Below are 20,270 nucleotides of genomic sequence, written 5' to 3' on the forward strand. Positions count from 1 at the left end.
ATTTGTCATTTGTCATTTGTCATTTGTCATTTGTCATTTGTCATTTGTCATTTGTCATTTGTCATTTGTCATTTGTCATTTGTCATTTGTCATTTGTCATTTGTCATTTGTCATTTGTCATTTGTCATTTGTCATTAACGTTTGATTCGTCACATTTATTTTAAACGTCCGCTAACTCAAACAGACGTTTTAACCATTCAACGACTTTGTTGGCGATTTCAGCATTATAACTCAGTACCTGGGCGGTAATGGCTTGTTCCATGGGCATTGCTGGCGTTTCTTGCCAAGCTAACCCTGCGTCTCTCTTTTGTGATCATCAAGAGTAGCGCTCACTTAAATTTCCTAGTATATTAGTCAAAAAGCTCGCTGAATCAGCTATGGTTGCTCCTATCCCAGACGGTACTGAAATCGAGCGTCACAGGGCTGCAATAGTCCGCACTAACTTGTCCAAGCCTGTGCGACTAGCCCTAGAAAGTGCAATTCTGACTAAAGATACTTCCTTTTTTGACTACGGCTGTGGTCGTGGTAGTGACATTAACCGTCTGCGTCGGCAAGATTATACCTGTGCTGGTTGGGATCCCTACTACCATGGCGGCAATTCCCTCGTCCCCTCTGATATCGTTAACCTAGGCTACGTAATCAACGTGATTGAAAAGCCAGGAGAACGTCGCCAAGCCTTACTAAAAGCCTGGAAACTCACCCAAAAGGTGCTGATTGTCTCTGCCCAAGTTTTAATTGATGACCGTAGTTCTGGGCAAATTGCTTATGGTGATGGTATTGTCACCCGCCGGAATACGTTTCAGAAATACTACGAACAAGAAGAACTCAAAGCCTACATTGACCAAGTATTAGGGGTTGATGCCATTCCCGTTGACTTGGGCATCTATTTTATCTTCCGAGATTCCACTCAAGCCGAAAGCTTCCGGGCATCCCGCTTCCGTTCTCGTACCATTACCCCCAGAATCCGCGTTAGCGTGAAGCGGTTCGAGGACTATAAAGATATGCTTGCCCCTCTGATGGCATTTGTCACCGAACGGGGACGCCTTCCCAGTCCCCTAGAACTCGCCAATACCGAAGAAATCCTGGAAGAATTCGGCACCCTACGCCGTGCCTTTAAGGTTATTTTACAAGTGACTGAGCAAAACGAATGGGATGCGATCGCAGATAAACGTCGCCATGATTTCCTCGTCTATCTCGCCTTGGCTAAATTCAATGGTCGCCCCAAGTTTGGTCAATTAGATCCCTTAGTCCAAAATGATATTAGAGCCTTCTTTGGCAACTATCAACAAGCCTGTGCTGCGGCTGATTTAATCCTTTTGAGTGTGGGCAATCCCGGCTTAATTGCCAATTGCTGCAAGCGCTCTCCAGTGGGTAAACTTCTTCCCAGCGCCCTCTACGTCCACGTTTCGGCACTCGAAGCCCTCGAAGCGCCACTCCGACTCTACGAAGGGTGCGCCAGCCGGACTGTTGGTCGCCTAGAGGGGGCAACATTAGTCAAGTTTCATATTAATCAACCTAAAATATCCTACCTGTTCTATCCCAATTTCGACACTGAACCCCATCCAGAACTACACACAAGCATGAACATTGACTTGCAGGATTTACAGGTTGCCTATCGCCATTACGATGCCTCCAGAAATCCCCCTGTCTTACACCGTAAAGAAACCTTCGTCACTCCAGATTATCCCCTGTACGAAAAATTTGCCAAACTCACTCGTCAGGAAGAAGATTGGGGACTGCTGGATAATACCCAAACGATTGGTACGCGCAAAGGCTGGCAACAATGTTTAATTGACCATTGCGCTCAACTCCAAGGACATCGCGTCATCTGGCGCAAAGATGCTGATCCTTACCGCCTTAAACTACGCCAAGCGGCACACCGTCAACGGACGAAACGCCAGGTTTAAGAGAAGCAGGGAAAGCAGGGGGAGCTGGGGGAGCTGGGGAAGCTATAAAGAAAACCCCTGGCAGTCGGAGAATACCACCAGGGATTGCCATCTACAACTGAGAGCTTGCATTTTTTCGTTGCCTTTATACGATAACGATTTTGGGAAACCAACAGAATCCGGGAAATTAAGGAATTATCAAACTGGACTTGGACAAAGATCCCAGAATTTACGGATCTCATTTAGTCGGTGAAACCAGTAGGCTCTAGATTGAGACCGAAAAATACATTGGGAGTTTGATACCCCTGGCAGTTTAACCACTGACCCGGGGATTTTCTTTTGGGTTGATTGTCCATATCATGTCCGCCTAAACAGTAATTATTTCCTTCTGCCCTCTGCCTTGTTTCCACCAAAGTGTAAGTATTCAACCGGACTTAATATCAAGGGTGGTTAACAATTTTGCCTAAATGTCCGGAGTTTTTGCCAGAACCCTTGAATAAGGGGATTAAGCGGCATTTTATTGATGCCGATGACTGAGTATGCGGAGCCATCAACTACCCCGCCCATAGCCTAGCTATGGAGGTTAGCGACATAAGCATTTAATAGATAAGAATATTCATCCATTATGTTTATTGTCTGGTTAATTATTTGAGGTTTAATCGTCGCCTAAAAAATTAAAAAAATAGAATCAAACTTAATTTGGCAAAATCTTTTATCAATTAGTTTAAAATACACCTAAAAAATAATGCCATTCTCCAATGACACTATACAGAAACAAGGTAAATTTTTCTTTATTCAGAGAAAAACAAAGCGGCGCTTTATCAAAAAAATACAATATTTGGCGGATTCCTTTGGTAAATTTAGTGGGTATACTAGATCTTTGATACTTTCATTCAATTTAATATTTGAATAGAGAAGAATCTATCCCTATCAAAGGAGTAACCCAATGCTTTGCGGGTCAAGGAATTGAAGTCACGAAAAGCCATTAAAATGTGATCCTTTATATCTGTGGAAAAACTTATGAAAGTAGCGCCAATCCATATCTCAAACCTTGAGAATCAAGAGTTTTTACAAGAATCCTCTGAAAGGGTAGAACTGATAGAGCAGTTACTGGCAATTGGTACAGCCCTTTCAAGTAGTAATGATTTGGAGGAATTACTCCGACTAATTTTATCCAAAAGCAGGGAAATTACGTTTAGTGATGCAGGTAGTCTGTATCTGATCGATCACACTCAGGCAGAGCCGAAATTGTTATTTAAGGTGGCACAGAATGACTCGTTGCCCAACAAGCCATTCAACGAGTTCGTAATGCCTCTCAACCGTAAAAGTTTAGCGGGGTACGTCGCGCTAACGGGTGAAAGTTTAAAGTTGGCAGATGCGTATCAATTGCCCGCCAATGTGCCTTATGCCCTTGACCGCAGTTTTGACACGAACATGCCCTATCGGACTTGTTCGGTATTAGTTTTGCCGATGCAAAAACCTGACGGGGAAATTATTGGCGTATTACAACTGATTAATCGCAAGCGCCGCCCTGATGTCATGCTCACACCCCAAAACGCTGTGGACGTGACTCAGCCCTATTCAGAATGGGAAGAGCGGATTGTGCGATCGCTGGCGTCTCAGGCAGCGATTTCCATTGAACGCCATCATCTCCAAGAAAGCATCGAAAATCTGTTTGAGGGCTTTGTCAGAGCCTCTGTGCAAATTATTGAGACACGCGACCCGACAACCTCTGGTCACTCGGAACGGGTGGCAGAACTCACCGTGCGACTCTGTGAAGAAACATCGGCAATCACCAAGGGTTCTCTGAGTTCCGTGTATTTGAACGATCGCCAAATCCGAGAACTTCGCTATGCGGCATTATTACATGACTTTGGCAAAGTGGGTGTCCCAGAAGCCATTTTGGGCAAGCGCAAGAAACTCTATCCCTCACAGCTAGAGGTGATTCTCCATCGCTTTGCCCTAGCGCAACGCACTCTAGAAATGGAATGTGCTCAAAACAAGTTCAAGTATTTACTCGAACATCCTGACCATCGCCATGACAATAACACCTCCACTTCGAGCTGTCCTCACTGCCAAAAACTGGAACAGCTTGATACCCAACTGGCTCAAGCCATTGAAACAATCAAGCATTATCGGGAATTTGTGCAACAACTCAATCAGCCAGAAGTACTGCTCACTCGCGATTTTCAGGCATTTACAGAGGAAACATTAACTCAACTGACCGCCCTGTCCCAATACACCTATCGAGATGTGGATGGTCAAATCAAACCCCTGATTACCAAGGCTGAGATGGTTCAATTGCTTGTGCCAAAAGGGAACTTAACCCCCGAAGAGCGTCTGGGCATTGAGTCGCATGTTACTCACACTTACCATTTTCTCCAACGTATTCCCTGGACAAAGCACCTCAAAAATGTTCCGATAATTGCGTTTGGACATCACGAGAAACTAGATGGCAGTGGCTACCCCAGGGGCTTAAAGCAAGATGAAATTCCCATCCAAACCCAAATGCTCACCGTTGCCGACATCTATGACGCTCTCACCGCCAGCGATCGCCCCTACAAGCGGCGACTACCTCTGGAAACAGCACTGAAAATCCTTCGCCAAGAAGCCACCAAAAATAAAATTAACGGCGACTTAGTGGAGTTATTTGAGCAACGCCAGGTTTTTCGGGTTTTGGGTCATTCCCTCAACATTGACTCTGTGGCTTGATCCTTGGAAATTCCAGAGAGGTGGGGGGAAGCAGGAGAAGCACGGGGAACAAGATCCGCCAGTAGAGACGTGACCAGTCACGTCTCTACTTCTTTTGAGTGTTACCTGTAGGGACTGGATCGACGCCCTAAAGCTGATCCGAGTAGTATTGATCCGTGTATTGATCCGTCCTCGATCAAACAATTTGCAATTCTTATCTTTTCACCTAGTTTTCCCCACTAGATTCCCCAGTGTTTCCACATGAAATTTCCAAGTTTTCCACAAATTACATCAGGTTTTCCACAGGGATGAACGGCGGGATCGAGCCTATCCCCTCATGTTGGGGATTTTCCCCATCAAGGATATGGAGGCGATACTAGACTGAATTTGTGTAAACTTATGTAACGAAAATTGGGTTCAAAGGCTGATTCTATCGTTAGCATTTTGGCAATTTGAGTGACCTTGTAATATTTCGTATCATTGACAACCCCACCCCATCTCAGTTGAGAATAGTGCGACCTACCCATAAAAAAAACTTGAGACAAGCAAAAGCAATAAGAGCAGTGGGTGCTGTGTCTAAGTCTATTTGCCGCTAGGTTTTAGCTACATTAGCCGATTTCCACAGACATGTAGAGAGCGAGCAAGGTGGCTTTTGTCCCAACACGCTATTCGATAGAGAGGTAACTATGAACGCAACCGTCAGCATTTTGGCAGAAATCCCTGAAGACCTACACGAGTCCCTCAAACGCTACTTAGAAACCCATCCCACTTGGGATCAAGACCGGGTTTTTGCCGCAGCGCTATCGCTGTTTTTGCTCCAAAATGGGAGTGGTAAGACACCCGAAGCCTCCCAGACCTATCGGGCTTGCGCTCGTGTCTACCTAGAATCCCTATTTCAGTCTCCTCCTGCCTGAGTGAAGTAGTGAGATGGAGAGCAGGGGAGCAGGGGAGCTGGGGGAGATGGGGAAGCTGGGGAGGACAAGGGAGAATTTCTCTACTCACCAATGACATAAGATCATAAGCTGTTCCCTGTTCCCTGTTCCCTGTTCCCTGTTCCCTGTTCCCTAACAAATGACAAATGACGAATGACAAATGACGAATGACAAATGACAAATGACAAATGACAAATGACGAATGACAGTTTAGTGATTCCTCAACTAATTGTAGGTTTGGGTAATCCCGAACCCAAATATGACAAAACCCGTCATAACATTGGTTTTGAAGTCGTCGATGAGCTAGCCCGTCGGGTGCAAATCTCTTGGAGCGAAAATCGTCGCTTCCAAGCGTTGTTGGCAGAAGGACGTAGCTTAACGGGTGACAAACTACGTTTACTCAAACCCCTGACCTACATGAATCGTTCTGGGCAAGCGATTCGTGCCGCGATAGATTGGTATAAGATTCCCCCAGAATCCGTTTTGATCGTCTATGATGAGCTTGATTTACCCGTGGGGCGGCTACGTATACGCCTGTCAGGTTCTGCGGGAGGACACAACGGCATGAAATCCGCGATCGCGCATCTAGGAACCCAAAGTTTCCCCCGCCTACGCATTGGAATTGGCAAGTCTGACCCAGAAAAGAACACCGTCGGTCACGTTTTGGGCAAATTCTCTCCTGACGAATCTAAGATCATCACCGAAGTTCTCCAACTCGCCATTGGCGCCATAGAACTCTCGCTAAAGGAAGGAGTTGAAAAGGCAATGAGCCTCTACAACAGCCGGATAATTGAGTGTTGAGTGTGTAGGGGCGAGTTTCACTACTATCGTTTCCTTTGCACCCAGATGTGACTAAACTCGCCCGACTTGACTTTGCTCAAGGGAACCTGGTTTTGAATTAACGAATGACCAATGACCAATGACCAATGACCAATGACCAATGACCAATGACCAATGACCAATGACCAATGACCAATGACCAATGACCAATGACCAATGACTAATTTACATAATTTGACTCAGACAGGAAAGGTCAGCTCTACCAAAATGAATGCTAAACGCAACATTTAAATTTTCCAGAGACTTAATTAACCAAGGTACACCGTCTCTCGTGGAAGACTCGTAATGGTTAAACAAAATAGAGAATCGCTTTTCCAAATAGGGCTTAACTTTACGACACAGCAGCACAATCTTGAGTAGCAACACCGTAGTAACCGTTGCCCCCAAATTCGTGATTAGATCGACAAAAACAAAATGTTTAGGGCGCTGAGAACTCTCAACAACCAGAAAATTTAATAACTGGCTACAGGTTCGCAAAATCAGAAATTCGCTGGGCTTCTGATTATCACTTTGAGGTAAGGTATTTTTCAGATGCTCATGCAATCGGCTATTAAACTGCCGTTTTCCGTAGGCTGGATTAATGGAAGCTGTCAGATACTCATATAAATCGTCCTTAAAGTCTTTGTAGCAAGGAGTCTGGCTGCTATGGGTGAGGAAACTTTGAGCCAGATCCCGGCACGTATGAGAGCCTTGGACTTTGCCGACAAACTGTTTTAGGGCAGTTCCCAACTCATGATCCGTTAGAAGGGTGGGATTTTTGACAGGTTGGATAATTTTAGTCGAAGCGTCTTTCGAGTCCTGACGTTTCATTTGGGCGCATCGCACCTGATAAGTCACGTACTTTGACAAATCTAGCTCGAAGCGCTGCTGAAGCCGGGATTGAATTTGCCGCACGGTTTGTTGATGTTCATAACTGCTATCTTCACTCAGCAAACAGTGTTCGTACAGATAGGGGTATCGCTGAATGAGAGGTCCGACTTCTGTAGAACTGGTGGATGTTTCACCGACCACCTGAGATAAGCGATGTAGGGTAAGATATTGGTCGGTTTCTTTAAAAAGCTGTAGCAGATGTCGCAGACGCCTAGAACCGCGTGAGTAAACCCCGGTTGTGGGTGGAATATTATCCAGTAATGCGACCAATTCAGGGATGGCGCTTTGGTGTTGCGGTTGTATTTGCCAGCTGTTAATCAGAATGTGACAGCAGCGATTCAGGATGAACTTGAACTCTTGCTCCGCCTGCTTATCCATTGCCAGCTTTTCTAAGACCATCCAGATTTCCGGCTCTGGATATCGAGAGCCGTCCATGAATAGCTGTTTGAAGCGTTCAAGGGTCTGCGTCGGAGATTCTACCTGTACGCAATACAGGAGATGGTCGTACAGTTGCTGCTCTTGTGAGCTAGTTTGTCTGATGTCAGAGTCTGTCCAAGTATTAGTATTCACTTCAGTTTACCCCCCTACGCGCAAACGCCGTGGGCTGGTTGATTTGAATGGAATTTGGCAGATCTAAGCTCAAATTTGACTTGCCCTGTATCTCAACAACCGAAAACCCTGATGCATTTTATTAATTACCCCGCCTAAACGAGCTTGGTCAAGAGTTGCTTAAATCTAATAAACTATATTATCTCTATATACAAGCATACTAAACTAAGTATGGATCATACTGTAAAATTATGCCGCAAAAGTGTGAAGATTCGGTGAATATAGAATAAAACGCGATTTAGATCCCCGACTTGTTGCAACAGTCGGAAATGGTTTAGGGGATGAGTGTGGATCTCCTACTCCCACGACCACTACTGGCTAAAACGTATTCACCACCCTGAAACTATGCCTTGTCAGCTTTCGTTAACCCAATTCATCGAAGTCCTCGCTGCTACCCCGGTTAATCTGCCCGTGCCGATGACGGTTAATGGGGTCTATGGTATTACTACTGATACCCGTAACCTAGAACCTGGTCAAATATTTTTAGCGCTGCGGGGAGAAACCTTTGATGGACATGACTACGCTGATGTAGCGATTAAGAAAGGGGCGATCGCGGTGATCACCAACCGTGACCAAGGGTATCATCTTCAGGACATACCCCAGCTTCAAGTCGATGATACTCTACAGGCATATCAGCAACTTGCTCGATGGTGGCGCGATCAGTTTGATATTCCGGTGATTGCGGTTACGGGTTCTGCTGGAAAAACGACGACGAAGGAATTAATCGCGGCGGTTTTGTCTACTCAAGGCAATGTCCTGAAAACCCAGGCAAATTACAACAATGAGATTGGTGTGCCAAAAACATTGCTGGAATTAGACTCAGACCATGATTATGCCGTGATTGAAATGGCGATGCGGGGTTCTGGGCAAATTGCCCTATTGACCCAAATTGCCCGCCCGACGATTGGCGTGATTACGAATGTGGGGACGGCGCATATAGGACTTTTAGGATCGGAGGATGCGATCGCAAAGGCAAAATGTGAGTTATTGGCGCAGATGCCGGATACAAGCGTGGCGATTCTCAATCATGATAACCAACGGTTAAGGGATACGGCGGCTACGGTTTGGCAAGGAGAAACGTTGACGTTTGGCTTAAACGGTGGTGATGTCCAGGGGACACTCATTGACCTGTTTAGGCTAGCGGTAAACAGTATGACGTTTCCATTACCCTTACCGGGGGAACATAATGCCCTCAACTATTTAGCCGCCCTAGCCGTGGCGAAACATCTCCAGATTGATTGGACACCCTTGACTCAAGGATTATCGGTTCAGATGTCTGGGGGGCGATCGCAACGTTATGAGTTGCCTAATGATATCGTGATTCTCGATGAAACCTATAATGCTGGATTTGAAGCCATGATCGCGGCGTTACACCTCCTCGCCCAGACGCCGGGTAAGCGACACATTGCTATTTTGGGTTCAATGAAGGAATTAGGCAATCATTCGGAACAACTGCACCAGCAAGTTGGACAGAAAGCCCAGCAACTTCAATTAGATGCGGTATTCATTACCCTTAAAGATAGGGAAGCCGAAGCGATTACTAGGGGAATTTCGGCATTACCTAGCGAAGGTTTTGCCGAGGACGACGCTTTGGTACAGCATTTAACCGAATTTGTGCAACCTGGCGATCGCTTACTGTTCAAAGCCTCACGTTCTGTGGGTTTGGATCGAGTTTTGCATCAGTTTCGAGAGTCCATGTCTAAGTAGAGCTTGCTGAATAAGTTTGGTGGTGGGGAGAGGCAATAGGCAATAGGCAATAGTTTTAATGTTCTGTTAAGGTAATGTTTTGCGTTTAGGTCGCGGTTTAGCGGTAAATTTGAGTTCCAAGGTTAAGCGATCGCTACTGCTGGGAGAACTTTTTTTACGAAAGCAACGGGCATCTTCTACAAATCCAAAACCTGCTTTACCGCAAATAGAGGTTATATTAGGATAACCATAATACTGACTAATTTCTCGGAGTGAATGGTCTTTACGCAAAAACCGAGAAGCAAGTTTTTTCTTCCGGTGACTCTCCAGTACACAAACGTGAGGATTGCTGCACAAATCCACATCGGTTAGATAAAAGTAAAAGGTCAAACTACGCGGGTTATTCGTGGCTCGATAAAACCTCTGAGCCTCTTGGCGTCGTTCATACAGAGTTGACTCTACGGCAAAACTCCACCAAAGCTGAGTATCTTGGTGAATTGGTTCGGCGTTGAGGTATGTAGCAGCAATTGCTAATAATGTTGAATCAGTTTCTAATTTCTTGATTGCTGGACATGACACTATAGTCTTGTTGTAAATTCCCCTAACTAATGGTTTTCCAGTCTGCCTCATCACTTCTTCTTTTTCGGAGACATGAAAACTGCATTGGGGATTATTGGGGTCATGGCAAGTATTTGTCAGTGCCAAGTCTCGGATTTCTTGGATAATCGGTGCAGGGAGGTTAAGGTTTTGATAAATTCCGTTGTGTTTCAGTGAGTGAATAGTCTCGGTCAAATCAATATCCTGGAAAATTGAAGTTTGAGATTGAGCCTGAATCTCACTTGTCTTCATCTTGCCGATTTTCTTGGCAAGAATAAAACGACAAATACGGTTTAAGTAATTATTACCCTTTTGAAAGGAGTTAAACTCAATACCTGCGGTAGGATTATAAACAACATCAATGAACATCATTTTAGGTATATCTTTCAATCCATTGAAAGGAACAGTTTAGGTGTCTGAAAAATAAATTGTGGATTGATGCACGATACACCTCTAAGGGCAAGTCCTGGTCTGAATTGGATAAAGATAAGGCAGATAAGTAGGTGGACAAAATCCAAGGAATAATTAACTCTAGCGAGATTAAACTCAGATGATTTTTGTCCCTGAAATGTTTATGATTCCTGTGTTTATGTAATCGTATCCAATTTTTAACCAGGAAGATAGATGTTCACGTCTAGATTACTCAAATCTTTAAGAATTGGTAGATAGTTTAAAGGGGAAGTAAAGCAGCAAGTTGACCTAACTTATTATTTATGAGCAAATAGCAACAATCCTGCCAATAGTGCCACAATTGCCGCCGCATAGAACACCCACTCTAAACCGCAGGACGCTAACACGGGTCCTAACAGGATAGGAGATATAAACTGTCCCAAAAACCCCGCGCCTGTCCCAGCCGCTAGTACACTGGATTTCAGGTCTGGGGGGGCTAGATTCGCCAGAGTGCCGTAAAGGGTGGGGAGTACCAAACCAAATCCCATACCAAAGAATACAGCCGTCACCAAAATCCAACCCAGTTGGTGCAGGATGGGAATCGTACTTAAAGTTAACGCCATCAGACCTAACCCGATCGCAACAGTCGTAGGTCGTCCCAAGCGCTGGGCAAGCTTTTTCGCGCCAAATGCTGATATAATGGCTGCGCCTATTGCCCGTGATGCTAAAACAATTCCATTAACCACGCTTGTGGCGTCAATGGTTTGTTTTAGATATTGCGGAGCATAAATGACCACCGCATACATCGCAATGGATACCAAACTGAGTGTGCATAAGAGGCGTAGGGTGTAGGGGCGTCCTAAAACCTGGCGCAGTTTACTTCCAGCATCTTTAGCGTCTGCCTTGGTTTTTGGGGAGGATTTTTCCGGTAAGAACCGTGCGGCTAAGATTGCCATAGGTAGTCCTATCCCATACAGACCAAATGCCCATTGCCAGTGAAATGAACCCACCCAACCCCCAAGTAAAGGAAAAGCAATGCCCATAATAGTTAGGGTACTGGTGGCGTATCCCAACGCCTGCGATCGCGCTTCGCCTTCATACATATTCCCCAAGATGCCCAAACTCGCCGCCGCAATTCCACCACTCGCAGCACCCAAGAGTCCCCGCACGACTAACAACGGCATTAGTGAGTGCATGAACGCACCGGCTGTGCCAAATAAGGCGTAGAGAATTAATGACGGAATCAGCACCCGCAAGTGACCGATCCGATCTGCCACGATTCCTAATGGCGGACTAAATAGGGCAATGGTTAAACAATGCAGGCTGACCAAATTCCCTGCTAATGCCGGATCAAGGTTAAGTTGCTGGATCATCTCTGGCAAAATTGGCGCCACCACTCCCCCCGCCATGGTGGTGAGAGAGCCAGCGACTAGCAGCACTAACAGCCGAGGATCACGTAACATAACTTAAAATACCTAAAGATTTTGACAACTATAGCAGAGGGTTCCAAGGCAGGGTAGACGAAGGACGAATGACCAATGACCAATGACGATCAATTGACGCATAAGAAATTCCAGGCTACATATTGTCAAATAAATCGACAACAGAGGCTCCGAATGGAACTGGCGACAACGCTAACTAGCCAAAACGTTCAAAACGCGATTAGAGAAGTAGGGATTAACCCTAACTACTGGTATCCTGTGGCTTGGGCAAATCAAATCCAACCGGGTGAAATCTTACCTGTCAAGATTTGGCAACAATCCATCGCTGTTTACCGGACTCCCACCGGTCAACTCCATGGGTTAGAAAATGCTTGTCCTCACAAAGGTGTAGAACTGCATAAAGGCATTGTCCAAGATGAGTATTTAGCCTGTCCTTATCATGGCTGGCAGTTTGATGGTGCAGGAAAGTGTGTAGGCATTCCCTACTTTCCGCCGGAACAAAAACTACCCTGCGCTCAAGTCCGTACTTACCCGATTCAGGAAAAATACAAGCTGATTTGGATCTTTCCTGGAGATCCTACCTTAGCCAAAACCTGTCAACCGCCAGATATGCCAGAATTTGACAATCCAGACTGGTTTATGGTTCCCGTGAGTGCCAGGATGAAGTCTCATTTTTCTATCTGCAATGAAAATACCATGGATGTTTTTCATGGATTTTTGCACCAAAACCTGCAAGGATGGTTTGATCCAGTTCTCAAACGTTTGCAGGAAACGGAAAATACCGTCTGTGCGGAGTACGATGTCTCCTATAAAGGGCGTATGGCTCAATGGTTAGGATTAAGCGATCGCGCGGATCAAGTGACTCGGCGCACGATATCGGTACAGTATCGCTATCCCCATTACTACAGTTCCCTCGAAGGCGTCTCTAACCTCTACCTGATGCGCCTCCCCATCGGACTGACGGAAAGTCGCTCCTTTGCTCTATTCTTTTTCAAGGTTCCCCTACCCCAATGGTTCCGCCAGCTATTTGACCCCCTCTTGTCTACCATACTGGAACGGTTTGTATTTATGCGATTTCTCAATCAAGATATTGAAATGATGGAAAGTGAGCAGCAAACCTATCTGGCAAATCCCCAGCGTCGCTATGTGGAAGTCAATCCCGCAATCATTGCCGTGCAACGGTTGATCCGGCGGCAATTTCAACTACTCCAGGCGGCTAATGCTGAGCCTGGGGATGATCCAGACTACTGATGAGGATGGTGCATGAAGGCAAAAGTTTCTGAGCATCTCTATGGAAGCAGGGGAAACAGGGGAGATTTTAGCGGGTCAGTTATTTCTGCCATGCTGCATTAACATAGCGTTAGCTCAGACTGGCTATCTGTCGCACCGAATGGCTGTGTTCACAGTTGTCCAGCGCTAGAAGGAAGGATCGCTCTCAAGCTGAAGATAGATGATTATGCCATGGATTGGAGTCATCCTGATAAAGGAAAAGCGAACAGATGAATCAATTACCCATGACACAGGAACAGTCAATCCGCCAAAATCAGGATGCTACCCGCGTTACCCACGATCCCACGTTGAACAAAGATGCTGTTGATGAAGTGATGGAAAGCTATGAAGCAGGTACTGACTCAGAGGAGACAGAGGAACTTGATCCATCCACAGAAAAAGAGTTGGGTGAAGTTGAACAAGCGTTAGAAGATTTGACGATTGGGATTGAAGATCGATCGTGATCAGGTGTTGTCGTTCACTCAAGTGGCTTGTCGGCTATATGTTCTAGAAGTCCTTGAGTTGTTAATCTGGATCTGATAGGAAGTGCGATCGCATCCCGACAAATTCTACACGCCAATGGTCAGTTCCAATACCGTCGTTTTACCCCAATCTCAACCTCACACCATCCCGGTAACTTATCCGTTAAGTATTGCACCGATGATGGATCGCACGGATCGCCATTTTCGGTATTTTATGCGGCAGATTACTCGCCGCACTCTCCTCTATACCGAGATGGTAACCAGTGCAGCAATTATACATGGCGATCGCGATCGCCTGTTGGGTTTTTCTGCCGAAGAGAAACCCTTAGTTTTGCAAGTGGGGGGAGATAATCCCCTAGAACTCGCCGAATGCGCCCGAATCGCTGAAGGGATGGGGTATGACCAGATTAATCTTAACGTAGGATGTCCGAGCGATCGCGTGCAAAATGGGAACTTCGGTGCTTGTCTGATGGCGCAACCGGAACGGGTAGCGCGGGGAGTTGAAGCGATGATAAAGGCGGTTACAATACCGATTACCGTCAAGCATCGGATTGGGATAGATGAGTGCGATCGCTACGAGGATATGGCAAACTTTGTCCGTATTGTCTCCGAAGCCGGATGTCAACACTTTAGTGTACATGCGCGGAAGGCGTGGTTACAGGGATTAAGTCCCAAGGAAAATCGCATGGTTCCCCCTTTACGGTATAGTGACGTGCATCGCCTCAAACAAGAATTTCCCCAGTTATTCATTGAGATTAACGGCGGATTTACGAGTTTAGAACAGGTACAGGAACAGTTAAAATTTGTCGATGCGGTAATGATTGGACGTGCAGCTTACGATAATCCTTATCTGTTTGCTGAAGCTGATTGTCAGATATTTGGTGAGGAAGGTATACCCCCCACTCGCCAGCAGGTTGCGGAAGGAATGTTAGAGTATATTGATCATTGGGTAGCAAAGGGATTGAAGCTGAATAAAATAACCCGCCATATCCTGCAATTATTTTCTGGACAACCTGGAAGTCGTGCTTGGAAGCGACATTTAACCGAAAAGTCTTGTATTTTGGGTGCAGGTTCTGAGGTAGTGCGGGAAGCGTTAGCGAAAGTACCTGACTTGTCCCTGAGTGTGAGATGAAGCTGAGAGAGATTGTTAATCATCTGGCTATTGATCCGCGTAAGCTAACCGAGTACGCTTTGAATCCAGATAATCCCGTAGGCAAATACAAAGCGATCGTGTTTCAAAATCGTTTAGGATTTAGTAAAGACAACTACAATAGGGAAATGCGCTTTGGAAAAATATCATAACATTTAAGCTTAGCAAAATCAAGGATCTGAACTGTATTTACCATTTAACCATAATGATTTACAGTTAGTTCTCCAAAATTAAGTTTTTATAGTGAGAGTAAATACAATGAGTTCTTATGCTTTTTGGAACAATAAAGGAGGCGTTGGCAAAAGTTTTCTTGGCTTTGTCGCCGCTTCTGAATACGCTTATCTCCATCCTGAGACAGATGTCTATGTCATTGATCTTTGTCCACAAGCCAATGTATCTGAAACCTTACTCGGTGGATATCTCAAAGGTTCAACTGCATTAAATCTCTTAATTAATAAAACTCCCCGTGCGACGGTAGCTGGATACCTGGAAGCACGACTGAATTCACCCTTTAGAATGATTCCCGATGTATCTCCTTTTCTGTGTGAACCCAAAGAGTTCAACCCAGACATTCCAGAAAATTTGAGGTTGGTTTGCGGTGACAATCTTTTGGAAATAATCTCTGAAGCCATTCGACAAACTTCTCAGTTATCCATTCCCGTTGATGCTTGGAAACAGGTATTAACTTGGATACTCGATCTAACATTTGCTCTGCGTAGAGCTAGTGGTGATAGAGACACTCTCTTCGTCATTGATTGTAACCCCAGTTTTGCAATTTACACACAACTGGCTCTGATTGCTGCAGAAGGAGTAGTTGTACCATTTACGGCTGATGATAGTTCACGTCGCGCTATTGAGAATGTCATTGCACTTCTCTATGGTATAGCTGATAAAACTCTAGCACCCTATGCAAGAATCAGCTTTGCAAAACGTGCGAAGGAGGAAGATGTATCAATCCCAAAGTTACATACATTTGTAAGTAACCGAGTCACTTGGTATGAAGGAAAAGCCAGTAAAGCTTTTGAAGCCGTAAACAAAACGATTAAGCAAACAATGGATAGTATACACCGGGAACATCGTCATATTTTTACAAATCCAAAAGAATCGCCGAGTAACAGTTTCATTGAAATTCCAGATTATCACAGTGCTTGTGTAGTCGCGGCTCATAGTGGTACACCCCTGCACAAACTTAAACCAGGTCCCAAAAAGATTGTCGGTGAACGGGTGCAGTTAAATTCAGGTCCATTGGAAAGATACAAGGAGAAACTTAAGGAATTTGTAGACTGTCTTTAGGAATCTACAGTGTCATCACCAGCAGCCGTCAAGTATAAAATTGCATCGACAAAAGCTCGAATATTACGAAAAACTGCCACAGATATCCGCTTGCGACCAATATCTCGTGAGCAAACTCAAGTATATTATCACTCTGCTTTAGCCGCATTTGTTGCTGGGTGGGATGCGTATATAAACGACCTTGTCCGTAACTTTTTTGATGTCACCTCAGACCCTCTCAATTCTAAATTTTACGCTATACATACAATAGCTAGAGGGAGAGCTGAGCAAGCACTGGAAAGATTTAATACACCCAATTGGGATAATACAAGAAACCTATTAGTTGGATATACGGGTTATGATCCTATTAATGATTGGGTTTGGACAGCAAGACAGATGAACTCAGTTGCTGTTCGATTGAGATTGAATGAAATTTTACGGGTACGCCATAGTTTTGCCCATGGTTTTAGTATTCCTGCGTTTACTTGGACTCAATCACCCACGGGAAAAATTAGGCTAACGGCTAAAGCTATAGATGAAGTTGATGCTTTTTTTGAGCATTTGGTGGCAGTTACAGACTTAGGGATGAAGAGACATATTGAAGTAACCTATAACCTATCGATAACATGGTAATATTATATAGCTATAGCCTATGCTAGAGTAGCACAGGCATGGGTCTTTTCTGCACAGGAAAATGCGTTTTTGTAAAATCTCATTGCACTGAATCTTGGTCAAATCAAGGAGCAATGGCTGCGATCGCGAATTGTTTGGTATCAAGCTACACCAAATTTTATTCAAGTCCAAGGTATACCTGTCGCCATAAAGGTGAGGACATTCTTGACGGCTGAAACGAGAAGGTACCAGTAAGGACTCTTTTGCCTTCTGCCTTGGGCTATAGCATGACAACCATTCAAAATGCTCAAAGAACGCTAGGATTGACTTAGTTGTGCTGTCAAACTCGGTGAATTATGGCTCAAACACTATCTCCCCCCTTAGCATTAACCTCGGAAAACGTCGAAGCCGTCCTTGATGAATTGCGTCCTTACCTGATGGCGGATGGCGGTAACGTTGATTTAGTGGAAATCGACGGTCCGATTGTGAAACTGCGGCTACAAGGTGCTTGTGGCTCTTGTCCCAGTTCTGCCATGACCCTGAAAATGGGGATTGAGCGCCGCTTACGGGAATTTATCCCGGAAATCGTGGAAGTTGAACAAGTAATGTAATTATTCTTCGTTTTTAGTTTGGCGTTAAGGGTTAAGAGTTATAAAGTGAGAGAACCCCCTCTTCACACCTAAGCTCTAGACCCTTAACGTTTACTATTAACGATGAGTCATCCCTTATACGTCGCCTTTATCTGGCATCAGCATCAACCTCTCTATAAAAGTCGCAACAGCGTGTCCGGCTCAAATGGGCGGTATCGCCTCCCTTGGGCGCGGCTGCATGGGACGAAAGATTATTTGGATTTAGTGCTATTGTTAGAGCGCTATCCCAAGTTGCATCAAACCGTTAACTTGGTGCCATCGCTGATTTTGCAGTTGGAAGATTACATGGCGGGGACAGCCTTTGACCCCTATCTGGAGTTGACTCTGACGCCAACCGATCAACTTAAGCTGGATCAACGACAGTTTATCGTTGAGCATTTTTTCGATGCCAATCACCGCACCTTGATTGACCCCCATCCTCGATATGCTGAGTTATACGAGATGCGGCAAGAAAAGGGGAAAACTTGGTGTGCAGATCATTGGACGCATCAGGATTTCAGCGATTTACTGGCATGGCATAATTTGGCGTGGATTGACCCAATATTTTGGGATGATCCAGAAATTGCCGCTTGGTTGGAAAAAGGACGAAACTTTACATTAAGCGATCGCCAACGGATTTATTCTAAACAACGAGATATCCTCAAGCGGATTATCCCTCAACATCGCCAGATGCAGGAGGCGGGTCAGCTAGAAGTGACCACAACGCCCTATACTCACCCGATTTTACCCTTACTCGCTGATACTCATTCCGGACAAGTGGCGATTCCGGATATGACCTTACCCCTACAGCGTTTCCGCTGGGAAGAAGATATTCCCCGTCACCTGCAAAAAGCATGGCAGATGTATGAAGAACGATTTGGGCGGACGCCACGCGGCTTGTGGCCCTCAGAACAGTCAGTGAGTCCAGCCATTCTACCCTATATCGCTGAGGCGGGATTTAAGTGGATTTGTTCCGATGAGGCTGTATTAGGATGGACAGTGCAGCACTTTTTCCACCGGGATGAAACGGGAACCCTGATGGAACCCACGTTACTCTATCGCCCCTATCGCTTAGAGACACCCCAGGGGAACTTGGCAATTGTCTTTCGGGATCACCGCTTATCGGATTTAATTGGCTTTTCCTACGGGTCAATGGAACCCAAGCAGGCGTCAACGGATTTTGTCAGTCACTTAGAAGCGATTTCCCGTTCGATTAAACGCCGACAGCAAGAGGGAGGGACTGGATTAGATCAACCGTGGCTGGTAACCATTGCTTTGGATGGGGAGAATTGCTGGGAATTTTACCAAAAAGATGGGATTCCTTTCCTCACTTCGCTGTATGAAAAACTCTCTGCCCATCCGCAGATAAAATTGGTTACGGTGTCGGAATTTCTGGATCAATTTCCCCCCACCGCCACACTTCCAGCAGACCGACTCCATAGTGGATCATGGGTGGATGGTAGCTTTACCACTTGGATTGGTGATCCGGTTAAAAATCGGGCTTGGGATTTACTTACTCAAGCGCGGCAAACCTTAGCCAATCATCCCGAAGCCACACCAGACAACAATCCGGAAGTCTGGGAAGCCTTGTATGCAGCGGAAGGATCAGATTGGTTCTGGTGGTTTGGTGAGGGTCATTCATCCAACCAAGATGCTATTTTTGACCAGTTATTCCGAGAACATTTGACTGGGATTTATCAGGCATTAAATGAACCGATTCCAGCGAGTCTCAAGCAACCTCTGGATACCTACGAATCGAAAGGTGATCATCGACCCCTGAGTTTTATTCATCCAGTGATTGATGGCTTTGGCGATGAGCAAGATTGGGATAAAGCGGGTCGAATTGATGTCGGTGGCGCACGGGGAACAATGCACCGCAGTAGTCTGATCCAGCGGTTATGGTATGGGTTGGATCACCTGAATTTTTACCTGCGATTGGATTTTCAGGCAGGGATTCAAATTGGTCAGGATATCCCCCCGGAATTGCATTTATTATGGTTTTATCCGAATCGCACGGTTCACAATAGCCCAGCCCCTTTAGCAGAGGTTCCTGATACTGCCCCGGTGAACTATTTGTTTCACCACCACTTAGGGATTAATTTGTTAACGGGTTCGACTTGGTTAGAAGAAGCCGGAGAATACTATCACTGGCATCCCCGCAACAGTCGCGCTCAAGTTGCGCTGAAGCAATGTTTAGAGGTGGCTGTACCCTGGGCAGATTTGCAGGTGGAACCGGATTATCTGCTGCAGTTGGTGATGGTTTCTACGGATAATGGCATTTTCCGTAGTTATATCCCAGAAGATAAATTGGTGGGGTTACAGGTGCCGTAAATGGGTTGATTGTTCATTGTTCATGGTTTTTGTGGCTATGAATGATGAACAATTTAGCCAATTGATGAAGAAAGGAGAATTTGAAAGATGACGGATTTTCGCAAGTTGAAAGAATGGAATAAAGCCCACGAGTTAACGGTTGACGTTTATCAGGTGACTAAAGGGTTTCCAGAAGAGGAATTACTGGGGTTAACTCAACAGATTCGTCTGGCTTGTGCAGGGATTCCGATTAAAATTGCTCAGGGGTGCGATCGCGAGGAGGCGGAGGACAGACTCAGCTTCCTGCGGCTGGCGCGGGATTCGGCGATTGAGGTGGAATATTATCTGCTGCTATGTTATGAGTTGGAATTGCTGAGTGCCACGGATTATGATAGTTTAGTCAGTGGCGTGGTTGAGGTGAAAGAATTGTTGGAGTCTTTTATCCAAAACTTCTATGGAAATTTTTGAACGGCAATAGAAGAGTTTAGATTAGGAAAGACGCTATCCTTGAGCAGTTTTACACAAAATGCTCTTGTAGGTTGGGTAGAGCGTAAGCGTTACCCAACAGGCTAACGATGGCGTTGAGTTTCGTTCCAAGGGTTC

16 protein-coding genes and 2 pseudogenes are annotated in these 20,270 nt (G+C 45.4%); 14 read left to right on the forward strand and 4 right to left on the reverse strand.

What is annotated here, in order from left to right:
* Positions 1–160: 160 nt before the first annotated feature.
* Positions 161–280 (reverse strand): annotated as a pseudogene (locus tag RIG66_RS08610) (DUF3226 domain-containing protein); the annotation flags it as partial.
* 97 nt (positions 281–377) lie between these two features.
* Between RIG66_RS08610 and RIG66_RS08615 the strand changes: the two are divergent.
* The 4 genes from RIG66_RS08615 to pth all read left to right on the forward strand — a co-directional run bounded on the left by RIG66_RS08615 (position 378) and on the right by pth (position 6,310).
* Positions 378–1,907 carry a DNA phosphorothioation-associated putative methyltransferase gene (locus tag RIG66_RS08615; protein ID WP_446377090.1) on the forward strand — a complete coding sequence of 510 codons (1,530 nt, stop codon included), beginning with the start codon at positions 378–380 and terminating at the stop codon, positions 1,905–1,907.
* 999 nt (positions 1,908–2,906) lie between these two features.
* Positions 2,907–4,598: an HD domain-containing phosphohydrolase gene (locus RIG66_RS08620; RefSeq protein WP_446377092.1), complete on the forward strand. Its 1,692-nt coding sequence runs from the start codon at positions 2,907–2,909 to the stop codon at positions 4,596–4,598.
* Positions 4,599–5,263: 665 nt separating this feature from the next.
* Positions 5,264–5,491 carry a DUF2811 domain-containing protein gene (locus RIG66_RS08625; protein ID WP_446376142.1) on the forward strand — a complete coding sequence of 76 codons (228 nt, stop codon included), beginning with the start codon at positions 5,264–5,266 and terminating at the stop codon, positions 5,489–5,491.
* A gap of 213 nt (positions 5,492–5,704) precedes the next feature.
* Entirely contained in the window at positions 5,705–6,310 is a 606-nt protein-coding gene (gene pth / locus RIG66_RS08630; protein ID WP_446377094.1) for an aminoacyl-tRNA hydrolase, read from the forward strand.
* A 204-nt stretch (positions 6,311–6,514) separates the two neighbouring features.
* Here pth and RIG66_RS08635 read toward each other — a convergent pair whose 3' ends face one another.
* Positions 6,515–7,789, reverse strand: a complete 1,275-nt coding sequence (locus RIG66_RS08635) for a hypothetical protein (RefSeq protein ID WP_446377096.1) — start codon at positions 7,787–7,789, stop codon at positions 6,515–6,517.
* Positions 7,790–8,173: 384 nt separating this feature from the next.
* Between RIG66_RS08635 and RIG66_RS08640 the strand changes: the two genes are divergently transcribed.
* Positions 8,174–9,535 carry a UDP-N-acetylmuramoyl-tripeptide--D-alanyl-D-alanine ligase gene (locus RIG66_RS08640; RefSeq protein ID WP_446377181.1) on the forward strand — a complete coding sequence of 454 codons (1,362 nt, stop codon included), beginning with the start codon at positions 8,174–8,176 and terminating at the stop codon, positions 9,533–9,535.
* A 66-nt stretch (positions 9,536–9,601) separates the two neighbouring features.
* Here RIG66_RS08640 and RIG66_RS08645 read toward each other — a convergent pair whose 3' ends face one another.
* Positions 9,602–10,483, reverse strand: a complete 882-nt coding sequence (locus RIG66_RS08645) for a hypothetical protein (protein ID WP_446377098.1) — start codon at positions 10,481–10,483, stop codon at positions 9,602–9,604.
* A gap of 335 nt (positions 10,484–10,818) precedes the next feature.
* Positions 10,819–11,964 carry an MFS transporter gene (locus tag RIG66_RS08650; RefSeq protein WP_446377100.1) on the reverse strand — a complete coding sequence of 382 codons (1,146 nt, stop codon included), beginning with the start codon at positions 11,962–11,964 and terminating at the stop codon, positions 10,819–10,821.
* Between the two features lie 153 nt (positions 11,965–12,117).
* Here RIG66_RS08650 and RIG66_RS08655 point away from each other — a divergent pair, with 153 nt between their 5' ends.
* From RIG66_RS08655 to RIG66_RS08695, 9 genes and pseudogenes are all read left to right on the forward strand, one after another.
* Positions 12,118–13,194, forward strand: coding sequence for an aromatic ring-hydroxylating dioxygenase subunit alpha (locus RIG66_RS08655; RefSeq protein WP_446377102.1), 1,077 nt, complete (start codon positions 12,118–12,120; stop codon positions 13,192–13,194).
* Positions 13,195–13,442: 248 nt separating this feature from the next.
* Complete coding sequence (locus RIG66_RS08660) at positions 13,443–13,676, forward strand: hypothetical protein (RefSeq protein ID WP_446377104.1); 234 nt, start codon at positions 13,443–13,445, stop codon at positions 13,674–13,676.
* A gap of 115 nt (positions 13,677–13,791) precedes the next feature.
* On the forward strand, positions 13,792–14,826 hold the full coding sequence (gene dusA, locus RIG66_RS08665; RefSeq protein WP_446377106.1) for a tRNA dihydrouridine(20/20a) synthase DusA: 1,035 nt from the start codon (positions 13,792–13,794) through the stop codon (positions 14,824–14,826).
* Positions 14,823–14,963 (forward strand): annotated as a pseudogene (locus tag RIG66_RS08670) (DUF6883 domain-containing protein); the annotation flags it as partial. The gene dusA and the pseudogene RIG66_RS08670, both read left to right, overlap by 4 nt.
* A gap of 139 nt (positions 14,964–15,102) precedes the next feature.
* Positions 15,103–16,137, forward strand: coding sequence for a ParA family protein (locus RIG66_RS08675; protein WP_446377108.1), 1,035 nt, complete (start codon positions 15,103–15,105; stop codon positions 16,135–16,137).
* 9 nt (positions 16,138–16,146) lie between these two features.
* Positions 16,147–16,749, forward strand: coding sequence for a HEPN domain-containing protein (locus RIG66_RS08680; protein ID WP_446377110.1), 603 nt, complete (start codon positions 16,147–16,149; stop codon positions 16,747–16,749).
* 335 nt (positions 16,750–17,084) lie between these two features.
* On the forward strand, positions 17,085–17,339 hold the full coding sequence (locus RIG66_RS08685; protein WP_446343276.1) for a NifU family protein: 255 nt from the start codon (positions 17,085–17,087) through the stop codon (positions 17,337–17,339).
* 102 nt (positions 17,340–17,441) lie between these two features.
* Positions 17,442–19,688 carry a glycoside hydrolase gene (locus RIG66_RS08690; protein WP_446377112.1) on the forward strand — a complete coding sequence of 749 codons (2,247 nt, stop codon included), beginning with the start codon at positions 17,442–17,444 and terminating at the stop codon, positions 19,686–19,688.
* 87 nt (positions 19,689–19,775) lie between these two features.
* Entirely contained in the window at positions 19,776–20,135 is a 360-nt protein-coding gene (locus RIG66_RS08695; RefSeq protein ID WP_446377114.1) for a four helix bundle protein, read from the forward strand.
* Positions 20,136–20,270: the final 135 nt, after the last annotated feature.

The sequence above is a fragment of the Coleofasciculus sp. E2-BRE-01 genome, from assembly GCF_040221695.1.
GTDB lineage: Bacteria > Cyanobacteriota > Cyanobacteriia > Cyanobacteriales > Coleofasciculaceae > Coleofasciculus.